This is a genomic window from Devosia sp. CAU 1758, from assembly GCF_054482695.1.
This window is the reverse complement of sequence record NZ_JBTLRJ010000002.1, coordinates 534,849-556,489: the sequence shown is the minus strand read 5'-3', so window position 1 is coordinate 556,489 and position 21,641 is coordinate 534,849. Positions and strand designations below refer to the sequence as shown.

Sequence of the window (21,641 nt, the reverse complement as noted above, 5' to 3'; positions counted from 1 at the left end):
CGAGCCTAAGCCGCCGTCACGCTTGCACTCTGGTCGATCTCGGCCACCGGCACGGTGCGCAGCGGCAGCGCCGATTCGACATCAAGGCCAATTGCCAACCGCACATAGCGCTCGGTGGGGCACAGCTGCTGGTGGGCATCGAACCCGATCCAGCCCAGCCGGTCATCATAGGCTTCGGCCCAAGCGTGCAATCCGCCTTCCATCCCATCGCTCGCCGCCACATAGCCGCAGACAAACCGCGCCGGGATGTCGAGCGCGCGCGCGGCACCGATGAACAGATGCGCGTAGTCGGCGGCAGGGGGCAATGTCGGTGTCTCCTCGCCGCCCTGGCTCTGGCGCTGCTCGCCTGTCGCCTGCATCTGGGTGGGAGGGTCCACTTCCTCGGCCAGGCCAAGTGTTTCGCCCACCCTGGCCATCAGCCCGTGCAGCACCTCGAGCCGGCCCTCCTTGGCATTGCGATACTTGCCATAGAGGGTTACCGGTGCCTTGGTCAGTGGCGTCACGCGCTTGTAGAGCGCTGGCACCGGCTCTCCCCCGGGCTTGCCCAGCACCCCATTGGTGTCCCGCGTCGTCACCACGCCTCGCGCCACCACCAGCACCTCGCCCTCGGGCCGGTTCTGGTTCACCAGATGCACCGCATTGCCGAAGCCATCGCGAAAGCGGCCGGCATTGCCGATCCCGGCCACTTCCACGCTCCAGCTCTCGACCGTCTGCGACGGTCCGGTGCTCGGCGTCAGCAACAGGTGCAGCAAGGCATGCGTCGTGCCCGGAGGCACGGCAAGGGTCAGGCGGTGGTCGATTTCGATATGCATATCAATAGAAGTTATAGCTTTCCGAGAGCGTCTCGGTCACCCGGTTGTTTCGGGCGATGAATTCATTGAGGAACTCGTGCAGTCCTTCGGTGAAAATGGCTTCCATGCTGGTGTTTTCCACCATGGCCAGGAGGCTGTCTGCCGCTTCGTTGCAGCTCTCCTTGCGGCCATAGATCTTGCTCAGGCTGTCCAGGTTCTGCTGCACGAAATTGGCGCAATAGACCAGGCTCCGCGGCATTTCGGGCCGGAGGATCAGGAAGTCAGCAATGTTATGAGCCTTGTAGCGGTCGTGATAGACATGCCGATAGGCCCGGTGCGCCGAGGCCGCCCGCAGGATCAGTGTCCATTGCTGGATATCGAGATCCCCGCCCACCTGTGTGGCCCGCGGCAGCAGCACATAATATTTCATGTCGAGAATGCGGGCGGTATTGTCCGCGCGCTCGACGAAATTGCCCGCCTGCAGGAAGTTGAAACCATCGTCGCGCAGGATGGTGCCCAGCAGCGCCCCACGGAATTCGTGGCTGCGCTGCTTGACCCATTGCAACAGGCCCAGCAGCTTGGCGCCGCGCACATCGCGCGGCTTGATCTGGGAAAATTCGAGCCAGGCCCCGTTCATGCTTTCCCACATGTCGGTGGTGATTGCGGTGCGCACCGAGCGCGCATTGGTGCGCGCTGCCTGGAGGCAGGAATAGACCGAGGAGGGATTGTCGGGGTCGAACATCATGTAATGGGCGACGGTGTCGACATCGGCCAGCTCATGCTTGGCGTCGAACCCCTCATCCACTTCGGCCGCCTGCATCATTGAAACCAGATGCTCGCTGGCCCCGCCTTCGCGGCGGCTGGTCAGCGACATGCGATAGCCCACCTCGAGCAGGCGCGCCATGTTCTCGGCCCGCTCCACATAGCGGCTGAGCCAGAACAGATTCTGTGCTGTACGTCCGAGCATTCTCAATCTTCCAGCACCCAGGTGTCTTTCGTCCCCCCGCCTTGCGACGAGTTCACGACCAGCGAGCCCTTCTTGAGTGCCACGCGGGTCAGCCCGCCCGGCGTGATCCGCACTTCGTCGCCGACCAGCACATAGGGCCGCAGGTCCACGTGCCGTGGCGCCACGTCGCCGTTGAAATGCGTCGGGCAGGTGGAGAGCGCCAGCGTCGGCTGCACGATGTAATTGTCCGGCCGCGCCTCGATCTTCTTCTTGAATTCGGCGTGCATGGCCTTGCTCGAGGTCGGCCCCACCATCATCCCATAGCCGCCCGAGCCGTGCACTTCCTTGACCACGAGATCGGCAATGTTCTCCAGCACCCAGGCGCGCTGGTCCTCGTCGGTGCAATTATAGGTCGGCACGTTCTGCAACAGCGCCTTTTCACCGAGGTAGAATTCTATAATATCCGGCACATAGGTATAGACTGCCTTGTCGTCGGCGATGCCGGTGCCTGGGGCGTTGACCAGCGTCACATTGCCGGTCCGATAGGCATCGAACAGCCCCGGGACGCCCAGCATTGAATCGGGCCGGAAAGTCAGCGGATCGAGATAGTCGTCGTCGATGCGCCGATAGATCACATCCACCTGCTCCGGGCCGGTGGTGGTGCGCATATAGACCTTGCCGCCGTCCACGAACAGGTCCGGCCCTTCGCAGAGCTGGGCGCCCATCTGGTCGGCCAGGAATGAGTGCTCGAAATAGGCCGAATTGTAGATGCCCGGGGTCAGCACTGCGATGTTCGGGCTTGTTCCCTTGAACCCGTGCGGCGCCACGCTTTCCAGCGTCCGCCTGAGATTTTCCGGATAGGTTTCCACTGGCGCCACCTTGGAGCGGTGGAACAGGTCCGGCGCCAGCAACATCATCGCCTCGCGGTCTTCCAGCATGTAGCTGACCCCCGAAGGCGTGCGCAGATTGTCCTCCAGCACATAAAATTCTTCCGGCCCAACCCGCACGATGTCGACGCCGATGATATGGGCATAGACGCCCTTGGTCGGCTCCAGTCCCATCATCTGCGGGCAGAAGGCTTCATTGTTGAGAATGAGCTTTTCTGGCACCCGCCCGGCCTTCAAAATCTCCTGGCGGTGATAGATATCATAGAGGAAGGCGTTGAGCGCCTTGACGCGCTGCTCGATCCCTTTGGAAAGCCGGCGCCATTCATTGGCGGCGATGATCCGCGGGATGACGTCGAAGGGAATGACTTTCTCGGTCCCCTCGTCCGAGCCATAAACGGCGAAGGTAATGCCCAGCCTGCGGAAGATCGCTTCCGCGTCGGTCTGCATCAGCGCCAGTCCCTTGTCCGGCTGTTCGGCTAACCATTCACTGAGGGCACGGTAGGGTTCGCGGACGGACCCGTCCGGATTGTACATTTCATCAAATGGCGTTTTGTCGGCCATTGTACTCCGCGGGTTGATACGGCGTCCCATCGCTCCCTGCATTGCTACACGTTTGAAATCTGCCGTCCAGACACTCAAGATCATGGCATGCCGCTTTTTCGTGCAGGGCTGGCTTGCAGGGGCAGGGTATAAAATGCTCTCATTCGCGCGCAATCAATGCATTACTGCGCTGCGAAGGGGCCGGCCGTTTCCGCAGCCACCCATTCCGGACACCACAATGACCATAGACATCCTTCAGACCCATCCGCTCCTTGCATCCTGCGAAGAGGCGCTTGCCGCTCGCTACACAGTGCACAAGCTGCATGAAATGGCCGACAAGGATGGCTGGCTCAATGAGAACGGCGCCGGCATCCGCGCCCATGCCGGTTCTGGCGTGCAGGCCGGCCTCATGGACAAGCTCCCCAATCTCGAAATCATCGCCAGCTTCGGCGTCGGCTATGACAATATCGACGTGGGCGCCGCTAAGGCCCGCAATATCCGCGTCACCAACACGCCGGACGTGCTCAACGACGCCGTCGCCGAACTCACCATCGGCCTGATGATTTCGCTCGCGCGCCGTATCCCGCAGTCCGACCAGTTTGTGCGTCAGGGCGAATGGCCCGGTGGCAATTTCGGGCTCTTTTCCGAACTCACCGGCAAGACTCTTGGCATTCTTGGCCTCGGCCGCATCGGCAAGGAGATCGCCACCCGCGCCCAGGCGATGAAGATGCGCGTCGTCTATCACGGCCGTCACCAACAGCGCGCCTCGCCCTATAACTATTACGACAATCTCGAAGACATGGCCCGCGACAGCGACTGGCTCGTCGTCATTGCCCCTGGCGGCAAGGGCACCGAAGGCATTGTCAGCCGAAAAGTCCTTGAGGCCCTTGGCCCCGAAGGCCGCATCGTCAACGTCGCCCGCGGCACTCTGATCGATGAAAAGGCGATGGTCGAACTCCTCGTTAATGGCGGCCTCGGCGGCGCCGCACTCGACGTCTTCGAAAACGAGCCCCAGGTTCCCGAGGCGCTGCTCGCCCTCGACAACGTCGTCCTCTCCCCCCACCAGGGCAGCGCCACCCACCAGACCCGCGACGCCATGGGCGCGCTCCTCGTCGCCAATCTCGAAAAACACTTCGCAGGCGAGCCACTGATTAGCGCGGTGGTGTAGCCGCGAAGCGGGACCCTCCCCCTTTGCCGGGAGGGGAGAGAGATAGGATTCAGCGTTTGCTAAGTTCGTAAAATCGAGCAGGGAGGGGGACCGGCGAGCGCAGTGTTCCCCCTCACTCCAGATTCACCTGTTCCATCACCCCCGCTGCGTGAATGCACACGATATCCAGCCGCTCCGGCCCCAGATTGGTGAATTTGTGCGGCACGCCGGCCGGCGCCACGGCAATGTCGCCCGGCCCCACCTCGAACCGCTCGTCCCCGATCACCACCTCGGCGCGACCGCGCCGTACTACCCAGGTCTCGGCATAGGGATGGGTGTGCAGCCCCGGTCCCTGGCCGGTTTCATTGTCCACGGCAAAGAACGAGATCGACGTGCCATAGGCCTCGCCTTCGAACCGGATGGTGCGGCTGTTGCTCGGTGGCCGGTCTGCGGCGCGTAAAATATGGGCCATTGTGTCCTCCTCATGCCCTGACGACGGTCGACGCCATCGTCCTTCGACGGCAAAAACGAAAATCTGCCCTGCATCGCCACCCGATTAACAGTCCGCCCGGAACCCGCTAGCCTGTCGGCAATTGATTTGGCCCAAGGGCCCGGAGGAGTTGTCTATGACCGAATGGTGGCGCGGCGGAGTGATCTATCAGGTCTATCCCCGCTCGTTTCAGGACAGCAATGGTGATGGCGTCGGCGATCTCCCGGGCATTATCGACCGGCTCGATCATATTGCCAGCCTTGGCGTCGATTGCATCTGGCTCTCGCCCATCACCATGTCGCCCCAGGAGGACATGGGCTACGACGTCTCCGACTATATGCAAGTCGATCCGCTCTTCGGCTCGCTGCGCGATTTTGACGTGCTGATGGACCGCGCCCATGCGCTGGGTTTGAAGGTCATCATGGATCAGGTGGTCAGCCACACCTCCGACCAGCATCCGTGGTTCGCCGAATCCAGCTACAGCCGCGATAATGCCCGGTCAGACTGGTATGTCTGGGCCGATGCCAATCCCGATGGCACCCCGCCCAATAACTGGCTCTCGGTCTTTGGTGGCTCGGCCTGGGAATGGCATACCGGCCGCAAGCAGTATTACCTGCACAACTTCCTCACCTCCCAGCCCGATCTCAACTTCCACAATCCTGCCGTGCAGGATGCGGTGATCGAGGTCATGCGCTTCTGGCTCGATCGCGGGCTTGATGGCTTCCGCCTCGACACGGTCAATTACTATTTCCACGACGCCAAACTGCGCTCCAACCCGCCGCTCAAGTCCCTCAAGGGCAAGCCGCTCACCAATCCCTACGACATGCAGAGCCACAAATATTCCAAGAGCCAGCCCGAGAATATCGACTGGCTGAGGAAGGTCCGCGCGCTGCTCGACCAATATCCCGGCGCCACCAGCGTCGGCGAAGTCGGCGACGAGGAGCGCGGCGTCGAGCTGATGGCGCAATACACGTCCGGCACCGACATGCTGCACATGTGCTATTCCTTCGATTTCCTCGGGCCCAAATTCACCGCCAAGCACTTCCGCTCCAAGGTTGAATCCTTCTTTGCGGCCGGCGAGACTGGCTGGCCCTGCTGGAGCTTTTCCAACCACGACGTCATCCGCCACATGACCCGCTGGGCGCCCCACAGCGTTTCGCCGGCCGATCTTTCGCGCCAGGCCGCAGCCCTGGTCCTCACGCTCAAGGGCTCGGCGGGCCTCTATCAGGGCGAGGAACTGGGCCTGCCCGAAGCCGATATTCTCTATGAGGAACTGACCGATCCGCGCGGCATCCGCTTCTGGCCCGGCGACAAGGGCCGCGATGGCTGCCGCACGCCCATTCCGTGGCAGCACGGCATGACCCATGCAGGCTTCACCACCGGCACCCCCTGGCTGCCGGTCAAGCACGCCGCGGCGGCCCTCAGTGTCGAAGTCCAGAACGCCGACCCGGACTCCACTCTCAACTACTATCGAAAATTCCTCGCCTGGCGCAAAACCCATCCGGCCCTGCTGATAGGCGACATCACGTTTTTCAAATGCGACGAACCCGTCCTGGCCTATCGCCGCTCCGCCGGTAACAAGGACCTCATCTGCGTCTTCAACCTCTCAGCCGAACCGCTGAGCGTAAAGCTCTCCAAGGTCGACCTCACCCTCGAACCGGTCAGCAACAACGCTGAATTGGACGGCTCCAGACTCAACTTCAGACCCAATGGATTTGCCATTCTCCCGGCCCCGGCAGGTGAGGGGAAGGTGAGCTACAAAAGGGAGTGACGAGGAAGGACCAGTGAGAGACCTTATGCGGCGCGGGTTCTATTCTCCTGCCAGCGGATCAGCATCACCACGGTCGGAATGGCAAAGCTCAGCATCAGCAAGCGGATGACATGATGCGCAGCGATGAACGCTGTGTCATAGCCCAGTGCGATGCCCAGCGCCCCCATGCCTTCGAGGGCGCCAGGCGACAGGCCCAGCCATATCTGCCCGAACGGCATGTCCACCAGTTGCGCCACGCCCAGCGCCATCACTGTGACAATGCTCACCGTCATTGCCGTGGCAATCAATCCGCCCTTGGCTGCCGCCATGAATTCGGCCCGCGAGATGCCAACGAAGCGCGAACCGATCAGCGCCCCGGTCAGGATGAAGGTGATGGTCACCAGCGGCAATGGCATGGCTTCGGTATAGAGCCCGCCCAGCTTGGCCGCCGTCGCCGCACCCATGGTGCCCAGCACCAGGCCGGCCGGTACTTTCATGCGAATGAACAGGAGGCCTACCGCAACACAGCCTGCCGCCAGCACGGCCAGTTGCAGCGGGTTGAGGTAAGCATTGGGCACCGATGGCGCTATTTGGTCGATGGGCAGGAATACCGCCCCGATCGGCACGGCAATGGTCAGCATCAATATGCGGATGACCTGGATGATGACGATCTGCCGAGGATTGCCCACCCCGGTCGCCGCGATCCCCAGGACAAAGGACAAATGTCCCGGAAACGAGCTGAGATAGGCGGTTCCGGGATCGAGCCTGAACACTCGCGTAAGCATCCAGCCTGTCGCCGCCACGATGATCACCAGCTCAATCGCCAGAGCCGCCAACGAAACTGGCCAGCTTCCCAGAAGGGTCAGGCTGTCCGGCGCCACGCTGGCGCCCATGGACATGCCGATCAGCACGAACACCACATTGCGCACGCCATCAGGCATGGCCACCGGCGCGCCGGTCATGGCGGCAATGGTCACGGCCAGAGCGCCGCCCATCAGCCATCCGGCGGGCAAGCCGAGCAACATTGCAACGCCACCTCCACTTGCGGAAATGACCAGAGTAAGGAGAACGCGAAAGATCAGGTTTTTCGAGATATTTGAGGCGGGCATTGCGCCGTTCTATCGCATGTCGAGCGGACACTAAAGCTCGACGGCCAACCTCAACACGCAGCGCCATCTTCCCGCTCTCGCCGCCAAGCGAAAGGACCTCCCCTGGAGAGAGGTCCTCCAATGACTACGTGATCGCGCTTAGGCCGTTAGCTATTGCCTTCGTCATCGTCGCTCGAATTCGGCTCGCGAAAGCCTGCGTCGCGGCAGTCGCTGACAGTAATTTCCGAGAAGTCCGTGGTGAACGCAGCGGAATCATCAGCCGAGCCGGTATTGGTAGGATCAGTATGGGTCGCGCCCTCATATTCATCGCCGCTGGCTTCCGTGAGCAGAGCCCGGCAATGATCAATCAGCAATTGCGTCTCCTCTTCCGGCACCACGACGCCGGCGATAGTGGTTTGAGCCAAAGAAGGCGCGCTGAGCGCCAGCGCGAGTGCGATAGAGGGTAAGAGCGTCTTGTTCAACATGTCAGGAATCCCGTGCTTGCTTCAAGTGATAGTCCCTTGGCAAACGGTCGAAAAAACCCTGGGTTGCGAAAAATTTAAAAGTTGAACGACACCGGTTTCACCCCGCCGGAAGTGCCTTTTCGACCAGCCGCACCCAGTAGCTCACCCCCACGGGAATCGCGTCGTCGTTGAAGTCATAGGTATCGGTGTGCAGTTCCGTACTGTCGCCATTGCCGAGGAAGATATAAGCCCCTGGCCGTTCGTTGAGCATGAAGGAAAAATCTTCACCGCCCATCGAGGGTGCCACTGCATCGTCCACCCGTTCAGACCCGACAATCTCCCGCGCCACCGAGGCGGCAAATTCGGTCTGCTCGGGCGCATTGATCGTTACCGGATAGCCGCGCGAATAGCGCATGGTGGCGCTGGCACCGAAACTTGCCGCAAACTGAGGAACGAATTCGCCCAGCTTGGCCTCGATGAAATCCTGTACATCCCCATCGAGCGTGCGGACCGTGCCGGTAATCTTAGCGGTGCGGGAAATGACATTGTCAGCTTCCCCGGCCTCCACCATGGTGACGCTCAGCACCGCGCTTTCCAGCGGGTCGAGATTGCGCGAGACGATGGTCTGCAACGCCGTCACCATCTGAGCGGCGACGATGATCGGATCAATCGTCTGCTGCGGACGCGCCGCGTGACCGCCCTTGCCGGTGATGTCTATATAGAAGCGGTCTGTTGCGGCCATGATGCCGCCCGCGCGAATGCCGAATGTGCCCACTGGCATGCCGGGCCAATTGTGCATGCCATAGACCTCGGCAATGTCGAATGTGTCGATCAACCCGTCGTCCAGCATCACCTTGCCGCCGCCACCGCCCTCTTCTGCCGGCTGGAAGATCAGCGCCACCCGACCGTCGAAATTTCGGGTTTCGGCCAGGTATTTCGCCGCCCCAAGCAGCATGGCGGTATGCCCGTCATGACCACAGGCATGCATCTTCCCCTCTTCGGTCGAGGCATGGGGCAGGCCGGTCTTTTCCGTCATCGGCAGCGCGTCCATGTCGGCGCGGAGGCCGATTGTCCGCGTGCCGGTGCCGCGCCCGTTGATGATGCCGACAACGCCCGTGCGCCCTAGGCCCGTCACCACTTCATCGCAGCCAAATTCTCTAAGTTTTTCTGCGACGATTCCCGCCGTCCGATGCACCTCGAACAGTACCTCGGGATGCGCATGGAGATCCCGCCGCCAGGCGGCGATCTCGGGTTGAAACTCGGCAACGCGGTTGAGAACAGGCATATAAAACTTCCGAAGCAGGGTTACAGGACAATGTCTCTGTCCTATTTCGTGGCGTCAACCCTAGCCCATTTCGACCGGGAAGGGCAGAACGTCGGGCCTCAAGTCTTTGACATAGGCCCGATTGCGGCAATAGCTACGTCTGCTGGAAGGGTCCTGAGGGCCGTGTTCGGACGGCGAGCGGTACCGCTTTCCAATCTTTGTCCCGAGACCGAACCGAATTTCCCCATCCGTGCCTTGCCCCTTGGCGACGATTTTGCGATTTGAGGGCGCAAGTTCCGGGAGTTGCCATGAAAATCCTCGTCGCGGTCAAGCGCGTGGTCGATCACAATGTCCGAATCCGTGTCCGCCCCGATGGGTCGGGCGTCGAGATCAATGGCGTGCGCATGTCGATGAACCCGTTCTGCAAGCATGCGGTGGAAGCCGCGGTGCAACTGGCCGAGGCCGGGCAGGCGGACGAAATCGTGATAGTGTCCATTGGCCCCAAAGCCTCCAATGACGTGATCCTGACTGCGCTTGCCATGGGCGCCCATCGCGGCATCCTGATCGAAACCGACGAAGCGCTCGAAACCCTCGCCGTCGCCAAGCTGCTGGCCAGGGTGGTTCACGAGGAGCAGCCCGATCTGGTCCTGCTCGGCAAGCAGGCCGTCGACGATGACAGCAATCATGTCGGCCAGATGCTGGCCGCGCTGACTGATCGACCCCAGGCCACCTTTGCCTCCGAGATCAAGTTGAGCGGTATCGAACTCGAAGTCACCCGCGAGGTCGATTACGGCCGCGAGACTATTACCTTGCCGCTCCCCGCAATCGTCACCGCCGATCTGCGCCTCAATACGCCCCGCAACGCCGCGCTCCCCATGGTAATGAAGGCGCGCTCCAAACCCTTGACCGTGCGCCCGGCGACAGAATTCGGCGTCGACCTGGCGCCTCGTCTCGTGATCGAAAGCGTCTCGCCGCCGCCCGAGCGCGTGGCCGGCAAGACCGTCGGATCGGTTTCCGAACTCGCCGCCATTATCGCTGCCGATGTCAACGAGATGGAGGCGATCTGATGGCTGTCCTGGTTCTCGCCGAACTCGACAATGGCGTCCTATCGCCCGCCACGGCGCGCATCGTAGCCGCAGCAACCCAGCTTGGCGCAGTCGATCTGCTGGTGCCCGGTCCGCGCGGCCCCGCTGAAACCGCTGCTGCCATTTCTGGCGTCGCCAAGGTTCTGGTCGCTGCCGAGACCGTCCTCGCCGATGGCCTGGTTTCGCTGCTGGCAGGCCTGGCCCCCGATTATGAACACCTGGTGGCATCCGCCTCCACCATTGGCAAGGATGTGATGCCGCGTCTCGCCGCAAAACTCGATATTCAGCCAGTGACCGACATTGTCGCCATCAACGGCGCCAATCGTTTCACGCGGCCCATCTATGCCGGCAATGCCCTGCAGACGGTCACCGATGGCCAGGCAAAGCACGTGCTGACCTTCCGCGCCTCGGCCTTCCGTCCGGCCGCCGGGGGCAATGCGGCGCCCATCGAAGCGCTCGACACCCCGGTCGCGTCGGCCGCCCGATTCATCGCCGCCTACCGCACCGAGAGCGACATTCCCGACCTTGCGACCGCTCAGATCGTGGTTGGCGGCGGCGTTTCGGTGGGTTCGGCCGAAGGGTTCAAGCTGGTCGTGGCCCTCGGCAGAACGCTCGGCGCAGCCATTGGCGCCACCCGCGCCGCCGTCGATGCCGGTTACGCGCCCAATGATTGGCAAGTCGGCCAGACCGGCAAGATCATCGCGCCTGACCTCTATATCGCCATCGGCATTTCGGGCGCACTCCAGCATCTGGCCGGTATTCAGGGCGCCAAAAAGATCGTCGCCATCAACACCGATGCCGAGGCCCCCATCGTCAAAATCGCCGACGTGGTGCTGATCGGGGATCTCTTCGAAATTATCCCGCAACTGACGGCAGAACTGACGAAGCTGGGCCTCACACGCTGACGCACCGGCCCCGCTCCACAATTGCAAAAATCCCTGCCCGGCCTATAAAGGCCGCGCCTTTCCACCGGACCTTCAAACAATGTTCGAAAACCTGACCAAGGCCCCCGGCGACAAGATTCTGGCGCTGATGGGTGAATATGCAGCTGACCACCGCTCTACCAAGATCGACCTCGGCGTCGGCGTCTATAAGGACGAGACAGGCGTGACCCCGGTCATGACTTCGGTTCGCAAGGCCGAAGAGCGCATGCTTTCGAACGAAAAAACCAAGACCTATCTCGGCATTGCCGGCAACAAGGGCTTTGGTGCCGTCGTGCTCGATCTGGTACTCGGTGACAGCGTTGATCGCGCCCGCGTGCGCGTTGCCCAAGCCCCGGGTGGTACGGGCTCGCTTTGGGTGCTGATGCAACTCATCAACCGCGCCCGCCCCGGCGCGACGGTGCATGTCTCGGATCCGACCTGGGCCAACCATAACCCGATCGCCATCGGCGCCGGCCTCAAGATCGCGACCTATCCCTATTTCGACCCTGCGTCCCGCGGCGTGAAGTTTTCCGAAATGCTCGCCGCAATCGACAAGCTTGGGGTAGGGGACGTTGTGCTGTTGCATGGCTGCTGCCATAACCCCACCGGCGCCAACCTGACTGACGAACAATGGGATCAGGTCGCGGCAAGCCTGGCGCGCACTGGCGCATTGCCTTTTATCGACCTGGCCTATCTCGGCTTTGGTGACGGCCTTGCTGCGGACGCCTATGGCACCCGCAAGATTCTCGCTTCGGTCCCCGAAACGATGATCGCCTTTTCCGGTTCGAAGAATTTCGGCCTCTATCGTGAACGGGTCGGTGCTGCCATTCTCGTGGCGCGCAACGGCGAGCAGGCGGACACCACCTATTCCCAACTCCTCAACATCATCCGTGGTGCCTATTCGCAGCCGCCCGATCATGGCGCCGAAATCATCCGCACCATCCTCGAGGATGCTGGCCTGCGCGCCGAGTGGGAAACTGAACTGGCCCAGATGCGCAATCGCATGATCATGCTGCGCGACAAGCTGGCCGAGGCCATTCGCGAGCGCTCCAATTCCACCGATTTCGACTTCGTGGCGGACCATCGTGGCATGTTTTCACTGCTTGGACTCAGCAATGACGCGGTCGAACATCTTAAGGCCGAAAACGGGGTCTATATGACTGGCGATAGTCGAATCAATGTCGCCGGCATTCCCGAGGATTGCGTGGGCGATCTGGCGGATGCCTTTTTGAAGGCTGTCCGCTAGGCCAACTGCTTGCGGACCCGCGCCGCGATGGTTACATCTGGTCTAACTGACCGGATCGATTAGAGTTTTAGGAGGGAACGATGAAGTTCTTCGTCGACACTGCAGATACCGCCGCCATCAAGGAACTCCAGGATACCGGGCTCCTCAACGGCGTGACCACCAACCCGTCGCTGATCGCCAAGTCCGGCCGTGACTTCAAGGAAGTCATCAAGGAAATCTGCTCTATCACGCCCGATCCGGTTTCCGCCGAAGTCGCCAGCCTCGAATATGACGGCATGGTCGCCGAGGGTGAACACCTCGCCAAGATCGCCTCCAATGTGGTCATCAAGCTGCCACTGACCCTCGCTGGCCTCAAGGCCACCAAGTATTTCTCGGAGAAGGGCGTCAAGACCAATGTCACGCTCTGCTTCTCGGCCAATCAGGCCCTGCTCGCTGCCAAGGTCGGCGCGACCTATATTTCGCCCTTCATCGGGCGCCTCGATGACATCAACATCGACGGCATGGAACTGATCGAGACCATTCGGACCATCTACGATAACTATCAGTTCGACACCCAGATCCTGGCTGCCTCGATCCGTTCGTCCAATCACGTCACCCAGGCCGCCCTGGCCGGTGCCGATGTGGCGACGATCCCGCCCGACGTCATCAAGAAGCTGTCCCTGCACCCGCTGACTGACAAGGGCATCGAAGGCTTCCTCAAGGATTGGGCTGGCACTGGCCAGAGCATTCTTTAGATCTCGATATTTCCGCAAACGCGATGTCATCCCGGCGCAGGCCGGGGTCCATCCTGAGATGCGCGTGCGGAAATGATCCTCAGGATGGATGCTGGCCTGCGCCGGCATGACAGCGGAGATGCGGCACACCTGTGCCCGTCATTTCATGGCCGATACCGACCTCGCCGCCCAGATCAAGACCGCCCTTGCCAATGTGGAAATCCCCGGCGGCGGTGATCTCGCCGGATATGGCGGCCTTTCCGCGATCATCGTCACCCCCGGCGCCATCGCCTTTGCGATTGCTGTCGCGCCGGGCATGGAAGCGGCTTTCGGTCCCGCACGGGACGAAGCCCACAAGCGCGCCCAGGCCCTTGGCGGCGCCCGCAAGGTGATGGTGTCGCTCACCGCCGAGAAAACCAACGCCCCAAAGTTCGGCCACGGCGCCGCTCAGCCCCAGGGCAAGACAAAAGTTGACGGCGTCAGACGCATCATTGCCGTCGGCTCAGGCAAGGGCGGCGTCGGCAAATCAACCACCGCCGTCAACATCGCCCTGGCCTTGGCCGCCGAGGGTCTGAAGGTCGGCGTACTTGACGCCGATCTCTACGGTCCCTCGGTCCCCAAGCTCCTCGGCATTGAGGGCAGGCCGGCCATTCGCGACGACGGCATCTTCACCCCGCATGAGGCGTTCGGGCTGAAGGTGATGTCCATCGGCTCCATGCTGGTGCCCGGGCAGGCTGTGGTTTGGCGCGGTCCCATGGCAACCTCTGGCCTGCGTCAGCTGCTGCGCGAAACCGACTGGGGGAGCCTCGATGCGCTGATCATCGACCTGCCGCCCGGCACCGGCGATATCCATATCGCCCTGTTCCAGCAAACGATTGTCGACGGCGTGGTCATTGTCTCCACTCCACAGGACCTCGCGCTGATCGACGCGCAAAAGGCCATCGACATGCTGCGCCGCATGTCGGTGCCGGTGATCGGCCTCGTCGAGAACATGAGCTACTTTATCGCCCCCGACACCGGCCATCGCTACGACATTTTCGGCACTGGCGGCGCCGAGAAGGCAGCTGCGACCCTGGACATCCCATTCCTCGGTCCTGTTCCGCTGGTCATGTCGATCCGCGAGAACTCCGACGCCGGCGCTCCACCGGTCGCCACCGACCCCGATGGACCCGAGGCCGCGGCCTATCGGGCAGTCGCCCGCAACCTGCTCAGCCGCGTGTCTTGAATGGTCTGACTCAATTTTGAGGCACGTACACCATTTATATCGATTGCTGAAATCGATTGCATAGACGCCCGCGTGAATGTTATCCGGCTTCCCCACAAGGGCGAAAACGCCTGAACGGAGGGGATATGTTCTCTTTTGATCGCCGGGATTTCGGTTCCGACTTCACATTTGGCGTTGCCACCGCCGCTTATCAGATCGAGGGCGGGCAGGGTCACGGTCGCGGCCCGTGCATCTGGGACTCGTTTTCGGCCACGCCGGGCAATGTCCATAATGGCGATACGGGCCTTAATGCCTGCAACCATTACGAGCTCTGGCCGCAGGACCTCGACCTGATCCGCGATGGCGGCTTCGACGCCTATCGTTTCTCCTTCGCCTGGCCGCGCCTCATTCCCGAAGGTACCGGCGCGATCAACCAGGCAGGCATCGACTTCTATGACCGCCTTATCGACGGCATGCTGGAACGCGGGCTCAAGCCCTATGCCACGCTATACCACTGGGATCTGCCCTCTGCTCTGCAGGATCGCGGCGGCTGGATGAACCGCGACATCGCTGGTTGGTTTGCTGACTATGCGACGCTGGTCGCCAACAAGTTTGGTGACCGGCTCGAAGCCACAGCCACCATCAACGAACCCTGGTGCGTTGCCTTTCTCAGCCATTTCCTGGGCATCCACGCCCCCGGCTATCGCGATCTGCGCGCTGCTGCCCGCGCCATGCACCATGTGCTCTTTGCCCATGGCACCGCTATCGATGCTCTGCGTGCCGCCGGCACGAAAAACCTCGGGATTGTGCTCAATCTCGAAAAGTCCGAGCCTGCCAGCGACAGCGACGCCGACAAGGCCGCCTGCAATATCGGCGATGCCCTGTTCAACCGCTGGTATCTGGGCGGCGTGCTCAAGGGCCAATACCCCCCCGAATTGACCGAATGGCTCGCTCCCCATCTGCCGGCCAGTTACCAGGACGATATGGCGGTTGTGTCCCGCCCGCTCGACTGGCTGGGCATCAACTATTACACCCGTGGCCTCTACAAGGCCTCGTCCGAGCCGGGTCGCCCCGCCGAGCAGGTCAAGGGTCCGCTCGAAAAGACCGATATCGGCTGGGAAATCTATCCCCAGGGCCTCACCGACCTTCTGGTGCGCGTGTCCAACGACTACACCAAGTTGCCCCTCTACGTCACCGAGAACGGCATGGCCGAGGTCGAAGGCGACAATGACCCGCGCCGGGTGAAATATTACGAGGATCACCTCAAGGCCGTGCTCGCCGCTCGCTCCGCCGGGGCCGATGTGCGCGGCTATTTCGCCTGGTCGCTGCTCGATAATTACGAATGGGCCGAGGGCTATAACAAGCGCTTTGGCCTGGTCCATGTCGATTACGAAAGTCAGAATCGCACCCCCAAGGATAGCTATCGTTCTTTCCAGGGCCTGCTGCACAATTCGCGCTGATGGGATAAAGGTCCGCGTCACCACGATGCGGACCCGCGCCCATGGCATTGCAGACCACCGACCTGAGCACATCCCTCACCCGGCTCGAAATCCTCCTGGGTGAGGTTGATGACGCCATGCTGCTTTCCGAACTCGATGGCTTTCTCTGCGGCGTGCTTGTCAGTCCCGATCCGATTGGGCTGGACGAGTGGTGGCCCCTGTCCTTTCTTTCGGACGGGCGCGGCGTTATCGACGCCAACCGGCAGGAACTGGCGGCCCTGATCCAGAACCGCCTGGCCGCTATGGAACGCGAACTGGCCGACGGACGCTTTTCGCCGCTCTACGAGGTCGATGAGGCGAGCGGCGATATCGCCTGGCCGCTCTGGCTGTCCGGCTTTGAACAGGCCATGCAATTGCGTTTCGATGCCTGGGATGAATTGCTGCGCCATCCCTTCCAGGATGTACGGGGCGAGGCTGCGACCCGCCTTGCAACAGCCTTGCTTCTCGCCCAGCCCGGCTTCGGGCCCGACGACACGGCCAGCGATGCCGACTGGGCCGGCTATGATGCATCCATCAAGGCGATACCCGAAAATCTCGCCATCGCCGCCATGCTGTTCTATCAGGCGCATATGCGCGATTGATCGATCAGGCGACGTCGGGCAGCCGCGCGGCCATCAGCGCCTGGGTCAACGCGTGCTGTGGCTCGGCAAACAATTGCTCGGGCGTGCCCGCTTCGACAATCCTGCCTTTTTCCATCACCAGCACCCGGTCGGCCATGGCCGCGACCATATCGAGGTCATGGCTGATGATGAGATAGCTCAGGCCATGTCCGGCCCGGAGGCGCGAGAGCAGGTTCAGCACATCGCCGCGCAGCGAAACGTCCAGTGCCGACACCGGCTCGTCCAGCACCAGCAGGCGTGGCTTGGTCACCAGCGCCCGGGCAATGGCCAGGCGCTGCCGCTGGCCTCCTGAGAATTCATGCGGGAAGCGCCCCAGCATGTCCGCTTCCATCCCCACGGTCTCCACGGCCTCCCGCAGCCGCGCCTCGCGGTCCTGGCGCGACAGCTGGCCCAAAAGGCGCAGCGGCTCGCCCAGCGAATCCCCAACACTCATGCGGGGATCAAAACTGCTGAACGGGTCCTGGAACACCAGCGACAGCCCGGCCCGCAGGAGCGGCGGCAGATCTCGCCCGTGATAGGTGCTGCCATCGAGCACCATGTGTCCCTCGCTGGCGCTGTCGAGCCCCACGATCACCCGGGCCAGCGTGGTCTTGCCACACCCGGACGGTCCTACCAACGCCACGCACTCGCCCGCGCCGATGTCGAGGCTCACCTTGTCCACCGCTCGCAGGGGCGGGTCGCGCCAGGGCCAGAGACCGCCCTGCGGATAGAGGCGGCTGAGCGCCTCGACCCGCAGCAGCGGCGCACCCTGACGGTGCGGTAGCGATGATCGGCGCTCCATCCGGCTCGCCGCCAGCAATTTGCGCGTATAGGCATCTTTTGGGGCCCCCAGCACGGCGTCGGTAGTGCCCTGTTCGACCAGTTTGCCAGCCTGCATGACGCCGACGCGGGAACACAGCGCCGCCACCGCACGGATGTCGTGGCTGATGAATAAGAGGGTCATCTGCCTCCGCGTGCAGATTTCCGCGATCAGGTCGAGCACCACGCGCTGGGTGATGACATCAAGCGCCGAAGTCGGCTCATCCGCGATCATCAGTTCCGGGCGGCTCGCCAGGGCCATGGCGATCATGGCGCGTTGCCGCTGCCCGCCCGAAAGCTGGTGCGGAAACCGCTCCCCATGCCCCGGCTCCAGCCCCACCTCGCGCAACAGGTTCGGCAGGGCGATCTGCGCTGCTTCCCCGATGCCCGAGAGATCGATGGCCTCTTCGATCTGCTCGCCAATCCGCATCAGTGGGTTCAGCGCTGTCATCGGCTCCTGGAACACCATGCCGATGCGCCGACCACGCAAACGTGCCATTTCGCGCTCGCTTGCGGGCAGGGGGCTGCCGTCGAAACTGACTTGTCCCGATACAGTCGCAATCTCCGGCAAAAGGCCCGCCATGGCCAGCGCCGTCAGGGACTTGCCTGAACCGCTCTCGCCAATGATCCCGAAGCGGTCGCCGCTCTCGATGGCCAGGGTCAGCCCCGAAACAGCCGGTCGTCCGCCGAAGGTGATGACCAGGTCCTGGACCTCAACCAGCGCCATGGTTCAACCCCTCCCGCTTGAGGCGCGGGTCCATGGCGTCGCGCAATCCGTCGCCGGCGATATTGAGGGCAATGACGATCAGGACAATGGTCAGCCCCGGTACGAGACTGAGCCAGGGGTGGATGAGAAACAGGCTCTGCGCATCGCGCAGCATCAGCCCCAGGCTCGTGGCCGGCGGCTGCGTCCCGAGGCCAATATAGCTCAGCCCCGCCTCGGCCAATATACCCAGCGACAGCTGGATCGTGCCTTGGACGATGAGAAGGCTCATGATGTTGGGGAACAGATGCCTGAGCGCAATGGCGCCATTGCTCAGTCCCGCCAGCCGCGCCGCCGCCACATAGTCCTGCGTGGCAATGGCCAGGGCGCCGCCCCGCGCCACCCGCGCAAAGACGGGGATGTTGAACACCCCGATGGCGATGATGGCATTGGTCTCACCCGGCCCGGCCAGCGCGGCGATGAGGATGGCGACCACCACGGCAGGAAAGGCAAAAGTCAGGTCGGATATGCGCAGCACCAGCCATTCCACCACGCCACCCCAGGCCACGGCGGCCAGCCCCATCGGCACTCCGATGGCGACCCCGATCAGCACGCCGATCGAGGCCACGATAAAGCTGGTCAGCGTACCGCTCATCACCAGCGAGAGCATGTCGCGGCCCAGATGGTCGGTTCCCAGCCAATGCCCAGTCGACGGTCCGAGAAAGCGCCGCGCTATAGCGATCTGCTCGATGGGGTAGGGCATCCACCACAACGAGAGGAGGCCCAGCACCGCAAAGCCTGCAGCCGCCGCAAGGCCGATGGCGAGGCTCGGATGCTGCCTTATTGCCCGCCAGTTCATGCGCTTCTTCCCTTGAGACGGGGATCGATCAGGGCATAGCAGAGGTCGACAACCAGCATGGTCATCGTGGTAGCCAGCACCAGCGCAATGGTCGCGCCGCGCACCAGCACCAGGTCACGCTCGGAAATTGCCGTGAAGATCAGCCGCCCCAGTCCAGGCAGGTAGAAGACATTTTCGACGATGATGGTGCCGGCGATCAGATAGGCAAATTGCAGCCCGAGGATCGTCAGCACCGGCAGGAGCGCATTGCGCACGCCATGGCGCCAGATGGCTTCGTTTTTTGTCAGGCCCTTGGCGCGTGCCGTACGGATAAAATCCTGTTCGGTAATGTCCACCAGCGCCGTGCGCATCACCCGCGCCAGGATCGAGGCCTGCGGCAGCGCCAGCGCCAGCCCCGGCAGGATCAGTCCGCGCAGCGTCGCCCAGGCGTCTTCGTCCCAGGGCACGAAGCCACCGGTCGGCAGCCAGCGCAGGGTTACCGCAAACAGCAGCGTCAGCAGCATGCCGAACCAGAAATTGGGAATGGCCACACCCGTCTGCGCCAGCACCATCAGCGCCGTATCGGTGGTCTTGCCGCGCCGCATGGCGGCGAGAATGCCGATGGGCAGGCCCACCACCACGGAAATCACCATGGCCAGGATCGAAAGCGGCAGGGTCACGGCCATGCGGTCCGCGACCAATTGGGCCACGGGCAGGCGCTGGGTATGCGAGAGGCCGAAATCGCCCTGGAGCATGCCCAGGACCCAGCCAAAGAACCGCTCATGGGCTGGCGCGTCGAGCCCCATCTGCGCCCGCAGGGCCGCCACCGCCTCGGGCGTGGCATTAATGCCGAGAATGAACCGGGCCGGGTCGCCCGGCAGCAGGTCGAGAAGGACGAATATGATAAAGGCAGCGACAAACAGGGTCGCGGCAAAGCCTGCAATGCGGCGCAGGAGGAAAAGGGTCATCCCGCAGTGCCCGTATGCGCTCTAGGTCGCCCTCGATATTGATCCGAAAGCCGTCCACCACCGGTGCAGGCCTGAAGTGGCCCTCGGATCAGGTCCGAGGGTGATGCGGCATATGTGGCGACGGCAGCAGTAACCCGACGAACGGGCTCACTCCACCCAGCGGATGTCCCGCAGCACCACGCCTTCGACGGGGGCGTTCTGCCACATGCCCTCGAGCTTGGCGTTCCACACACCTGTCTGGGCCAACTCAAACAGATACCCATTGACGGCATCATTGGCGATGATCGTCTGGATCTCCTGGGCAATCCGCTTGCGTTCATCCTCGTCCGTCGTGGCATTGAGCGTCTCGTTGAGGGCCTGAACGGCGGGATTGTCATAGCCGAAATAGTAGTCGGGCATGGCATAAATGCCAATATCGAACGGCTCGACATGGCTGATGATGGTCAGGTCGAAGTCTTTATTGGCAAACACATCTTCCAGCCACTGCGCCCACTCGGCATTGATCAGTTCCAGGTCGATGCCCACTTCGGCGAACTGGCTCGCAATGATCTGGCCCGAAAGGCGCGCATAGGCCACCGGCGGCAGCTTCAGCGTCGCCGAAAATCCTTCGGGATAGCCTGCCTCGGCCAGCAACGCCTTCGCCTTTTGCACATCGTGCGGATAGGTGCCGGTGAGGTCAAGATAATAGGGGTGGTGCGGCGCGAAATGGGTGCCGATGGGCACGCCATAGCCATAGGTCGCGCCATCGATGATTTCCTGGCGGTCCAGCGCGTGGGCCATGGCCTGGCGCACCTTGAGATTGTCAAAGGGCGCCTTGCGGTTATTGGTCGACAGGATGGTTTCGCCCTCGGTGGAGCCCACCAGCACCGTGAATTGCGGATTACCTTCGAACACCGGTAAGGCTTCGGCGGCGAAATTATTGGTGCCGTCCACGTCGCCTGCCAGCAGGGCATTGGTCATTGTCGCGGTATCGGAGATGAAGAGATAAGTCGCCTTGGTCAGCGCCGGTTTTTCGCCCCAATAGGGTCCGTACTGCTCCAGCACCACCCGGCTGCCCCGGTCCCATTGCACAAAGGCGAAGGGCCCTGTGCCGATGGGTTCGGCGCCGTTGTTGTCAGCACTTTCCGGCGCCACAATCACCGCATCGCCGCGCCCCAGATTGAACAGGAACAGCCCGTCAGGCCGCTCTAGGGTGAATTCGACCGTGACCGGGTCGACAACGCTGACAGCCGAGATCGGCGCATAGAGCGCCTTCTGGGCATTGACGCTGCCCTCGGCCAAGAGCCGGTCAAAAGTGAATTTCACGTCCTCGGCATCAAATGCACTGCCGTCATGGAAGGTGACGCCCTCATGCAGGGCAAAGCGGTAGCTGAGCCCGTCATCCGATATGGTCCAGCTCTCCGCCAGGCCCGGTTGCACGGCCCCGGTCTGGTCGATGCGCACCAGCCCTTCAAAAACGTTCTGGTAGACCACCACGTCGATGGCCTCTGCCGCGCCGGCTGTCGGGTCCAACGCGGGCGGTTCGAGCGCCACGCCGATCCGAATCTCTGTTGGCTGGGCCAGGACGCTGCCTGTCGTCAGCAACAGGCTCGCCATCGCCAGAGCCAGGGATTTGCGTGAATGCATCGTGTTTCCTCCATCGGCGCCGACACGGCACGAGCCAGTATATAGAAAATC

The 21,641-nt window shown here is 62.3% G+C and carries 20 protein-coding genes; 9 read left to right on the top strand and 11 right to left on the bottom strand.

Annotation, left to right across the window (positions count from 1 at the left end):
- Window positions 1-5 precede the first annotated feature (5 nt).
- From ACXYMS_RS08725 to ACXYMS_RS08715, 3 genes are read right to left on the bottom strand one after another with little or no spacing between them, the layout of a single operon-like run.
- On the bottom strand, window positions 6-812 hold the full coding sequence (locus ACXYMS_RS08725) for a transglutaminase domain-containing protein (protein ID WP_458905475.1): 807 nt from the start codon (window positions 810-812) through the stop codon (window positions 6-8).
- Between the two features lies 1 nt (window position 813).
- The gene (locus ACXYMS_RS08720; protein WP_458905474.1) at window positions 814-1,758 is read right to left on the bottom strand and encodes an alpha-E domain-containing protein; all 945 of its coding nucleotides are present in this window, start codon (window positions 1,756-1,758) and stop codon (window positions 814-816) included.
- A 2-nt stretch (window positions 1,759-1,760) separates the two neighbouring features.
- Complete coding sequence (locus ACXYMS_RS08715; RefSeq protein WP_458905472.1) at window positions 1,761-3,185, bottom strand: circularly permuted type 2 ATP-grasp protein; 1,425 nt, start codon at window positions 3,183-3,185, stop codon at window positions 1,761-1,763.
- 217 nt (window positions 3,186-3,402) lie between these two features.
- On the opposite strand from ACXYMS_RS08715, the gene ACXYMS_RS08710 reads away from it, so the two are divergent.
- Window positions 3,403-4,332, top strand: coding sequence for a 2-hydroxyacid dehydrogenase (locus ACXYMS_RS08710; RefSeq protein WP_458905471.1), 930 nt, complete (start codon window positions 3,403-3,405; stop codon window positions 4,330-4,332).
- A gap of 112 nt (window positions 4,333-4,444) precedes the next feature.
- Here the strand turns inward: ACXYMS_RS08710 and ACXYMS_RS08705 are convergent, their stop codons facing one another.
- Window positions 4,445-4,783, bottom strand: a complete 339-nt coding sequence (locus tag ACXYMS_RS08705) for a cupin domain-containing protein (protein ID WP_458905469.1) — start codon at window positions 4,781-4,783, stop codon at window positions 4,445-4,447.
- Window positions 4,784-4,937: 154 nt separating this feature from the next.
- Between ACXYMS_RS08705 and ACXYMS_RS08700 the strand changes: the two genes are divergently transcribed.
- Window positions 4,938-6,572, top strand: a complete 1,635-nt coding sequence (locus ACXYMS_RS08700; protein ID WP_458905467.1) for an alpha-glucosidase family protein — start codon at window positions 4,938-4,940, stop codon at window positions 6,570-6,572.
- 23 nt (window positions 6,573-6,595) lie between these two features.
- Here ACXYMS_RS08700 and ACXYMS_RS08695 read toward each other — a convergent pair whose 3' ends face one another.
- The 3 genes from ACXYMS_RS08695 to ACXYMS_RS08685 form a co-directional block, all read right to left on the bottom strand.
- Window positions 6,596-7,576, bottom strand: coding sequence for an AbrB family transcriptional regulator (locus tag ACXYMS_RS08695; protein ID WP_458905465.1), 981 nt, complete (start codon window positions 7,574-7,576; stop codon window positions 6,596-6,598).
- A gap of 230 nt (window positions 7,577-7,806) precedes the next feature.
- Complete coding sequence (locus ACXYMS_RS08690) at window positions 7,807-8,124, bottom strand: hypothetical protein (protein WP_458905463.1); 318 nt, start codon at window positions 8,122-8,124, stop codon at window positions 7,807-7,809.
- A gap of 97 nt (window positions 8,125-8,221) precedes the next feature.
- Window positions 8,222-9,388 carry a M20 aminoacylase family protein gene (locus ACXYMS_RS08685; protein WP_458905461.1) on the bottom strand — a complete coding sequence of 389 codons (1,167 nt, stop codon included), beginning with the start codon at window positions 9,386-9,388 and terminating at the stop codon, window positions 8,222-8,224.
- 287 nt (window positions 9,389-9,675) lie between these two features.
- Between ACXYMS_RS08685 and ACXYMS_RS08680 the strand changes: the two genes are divergently transcribed.
- The 7 genes from ACXYMS_RS08680 (at window position 9,676) to ACXYMS_RS08650 (ending at window position 16,618) form a co-directional block, all read left to right on the top strand.
- Complete coding sequence (locus ACXYMS_RS08680) at window positions 9,676-10,434, top strand: electron transfer flavoprotein subunit beta/FixA family protein (RefSeq protein ID WP_458905459.1); 759 nt, start codon at window positions 9,676-9,678, stop codon at window positions 10,432-10,434.
- Window positions 10,434-11,357: an electron transfer flavoprotein subunit alpha/FixB family protein gene (locus ACXYMS_RS08675; RefSeq protein WP_458905458.1), complete on the top strand. Its 924-nt coding sequence runs from the start codon at window positions 10,434-10,436 to the stop codon at window positions 11,355-11,357. The genes ACXYMS_RS08680 and ACXYMS_RS08675 overlap by 1 nt, the downstream gene beginning before the upstream one ends.
- A gap of 79 nt (window positions 11,358-11,436) precedes the next feature.
- On the top strand, window positions 11,437-12,621 hold the full coding sequence (locus ACXYMS_RS08670) for an amino acid aminotransferase (RefSeq protein WP_458905456.1): 1,185 nt from the start codon (window positions 11,437-11,439) through the stop codon (window positions 12,619-12,621).
- Window positions 12,622-12,701: 80 nt separating this feature from the next.
- On the top strand, window positions 12,702-13,355 hold the full coding sequence (fsa, locus tag ACXYMS_RS08665) for a fructose-6-phosphate aldolase (protein ID WP_458905455.1): 654 nt from the start codon (window positions 12,702-12,704) through the stop codon (window positions 13,353-13,355).
- A gap of 118 nt (window positions 13,356-13,473) precedes the next feature.
- Window positions 13,474-14,559 carry an Mrp/NBP35 family ATP-binding protein gene (locus tag ACXYMS_RS08660; protein ID WP_458905453.1) on the top strand — a complete coding sequence of 362 codons (1,086 nt, stop codon included), beginning with the start codon at window positions 13,474-13,476 and terminating at the stop codon, window positions 14,557-14,559.
- 125 nt (window positions 14,560-14,684) lie between these two features.
- Entirely contained in the window at window positions 14,685-15,998 is a 1,314-nt protein-coding gene (locus tag ACXYMS_RS08655; protein ID WP_458905451.1) for a GH1 family beta-glucosidase, read from the top strand.
- 41 nt (window positions 15,999-16,039) lie between these two features.
- A complete protein-coding gene (locus tag ACXYMS_RS08650) occupies window positions 16,040-16,618 on the top strand; it encodes a UPF0149 family protein (RefSeq protein ID WP_458905449.1) in 579 nt (192 codons plus the stop codon).
- Between the two features lie 4 nt (window positions 16,619-16,622).
- On the opposite strand, the gene ACXYMS_RS08645 is transcribed toward ACXYMS_RS08650, so the two are convergent.
- The 4 genes from ACXYMS_RS08645 to ACXYMS_RS08630 form a co-directional block, all read right to left on the bottom strand.
- Window positions 16,623-18,182: a dipeptide ABC transporter ATP-binding protein gene (locus tag ACXYMS_RS08645; RefSeq protein ID WP_458905448.1), complete on the bottom strand. Its 1,560-nt coding sequence runs from the start codon at window positions 18,180-18,182 to the stop codon at window positions 16,623-16,625.
- Window positions 18,169-19,017 (bottom strand): ABC transporter permease, encoded by an 849-nt coding sequence (locus tag ACXYMS_RS08640; protein WP_458905447.1) that lies wholly within the window; start codon window positions 19,015-19,017, stop codon window positions 18,169-18,171. Before ACXYMS_RS08640 ends, ACXYMS_RS08645 begins: the two co-directional genes overlap by 14 nt.
- A complete protein-coding gene (locus ACXYMS_RS08635; RefSeq protein ID WP_458905446.1) occupies window positions 19,014-19,964 on the bottom strand; it encodes an ABC transporter permease in 951 nt (316 codons plus the stop codon). The genes ACXYMS_RS08640 and ACXYMS_RS08635 overlap by 4 nt, the downstream gene beginning before the upstream one ends.
- 147 nt (window positions 19,965-20,111) lie before the next feature.
- The gene (locus ACXYMS_RS08630; protein WP_458905444.1) at window positions 20,112-21,590 is read right to left on the bottom strand and encodes an ABC transporter substrate-binding protein; all 1,479 of its coding nucleotides are present in this window, start codon (window positions 21,588-21,590) and stop codon (window positions 20,112-20,114) included.
- Between the last annotated feature and the right edge of the window lie 51 nt (window positions 21,591-21,641).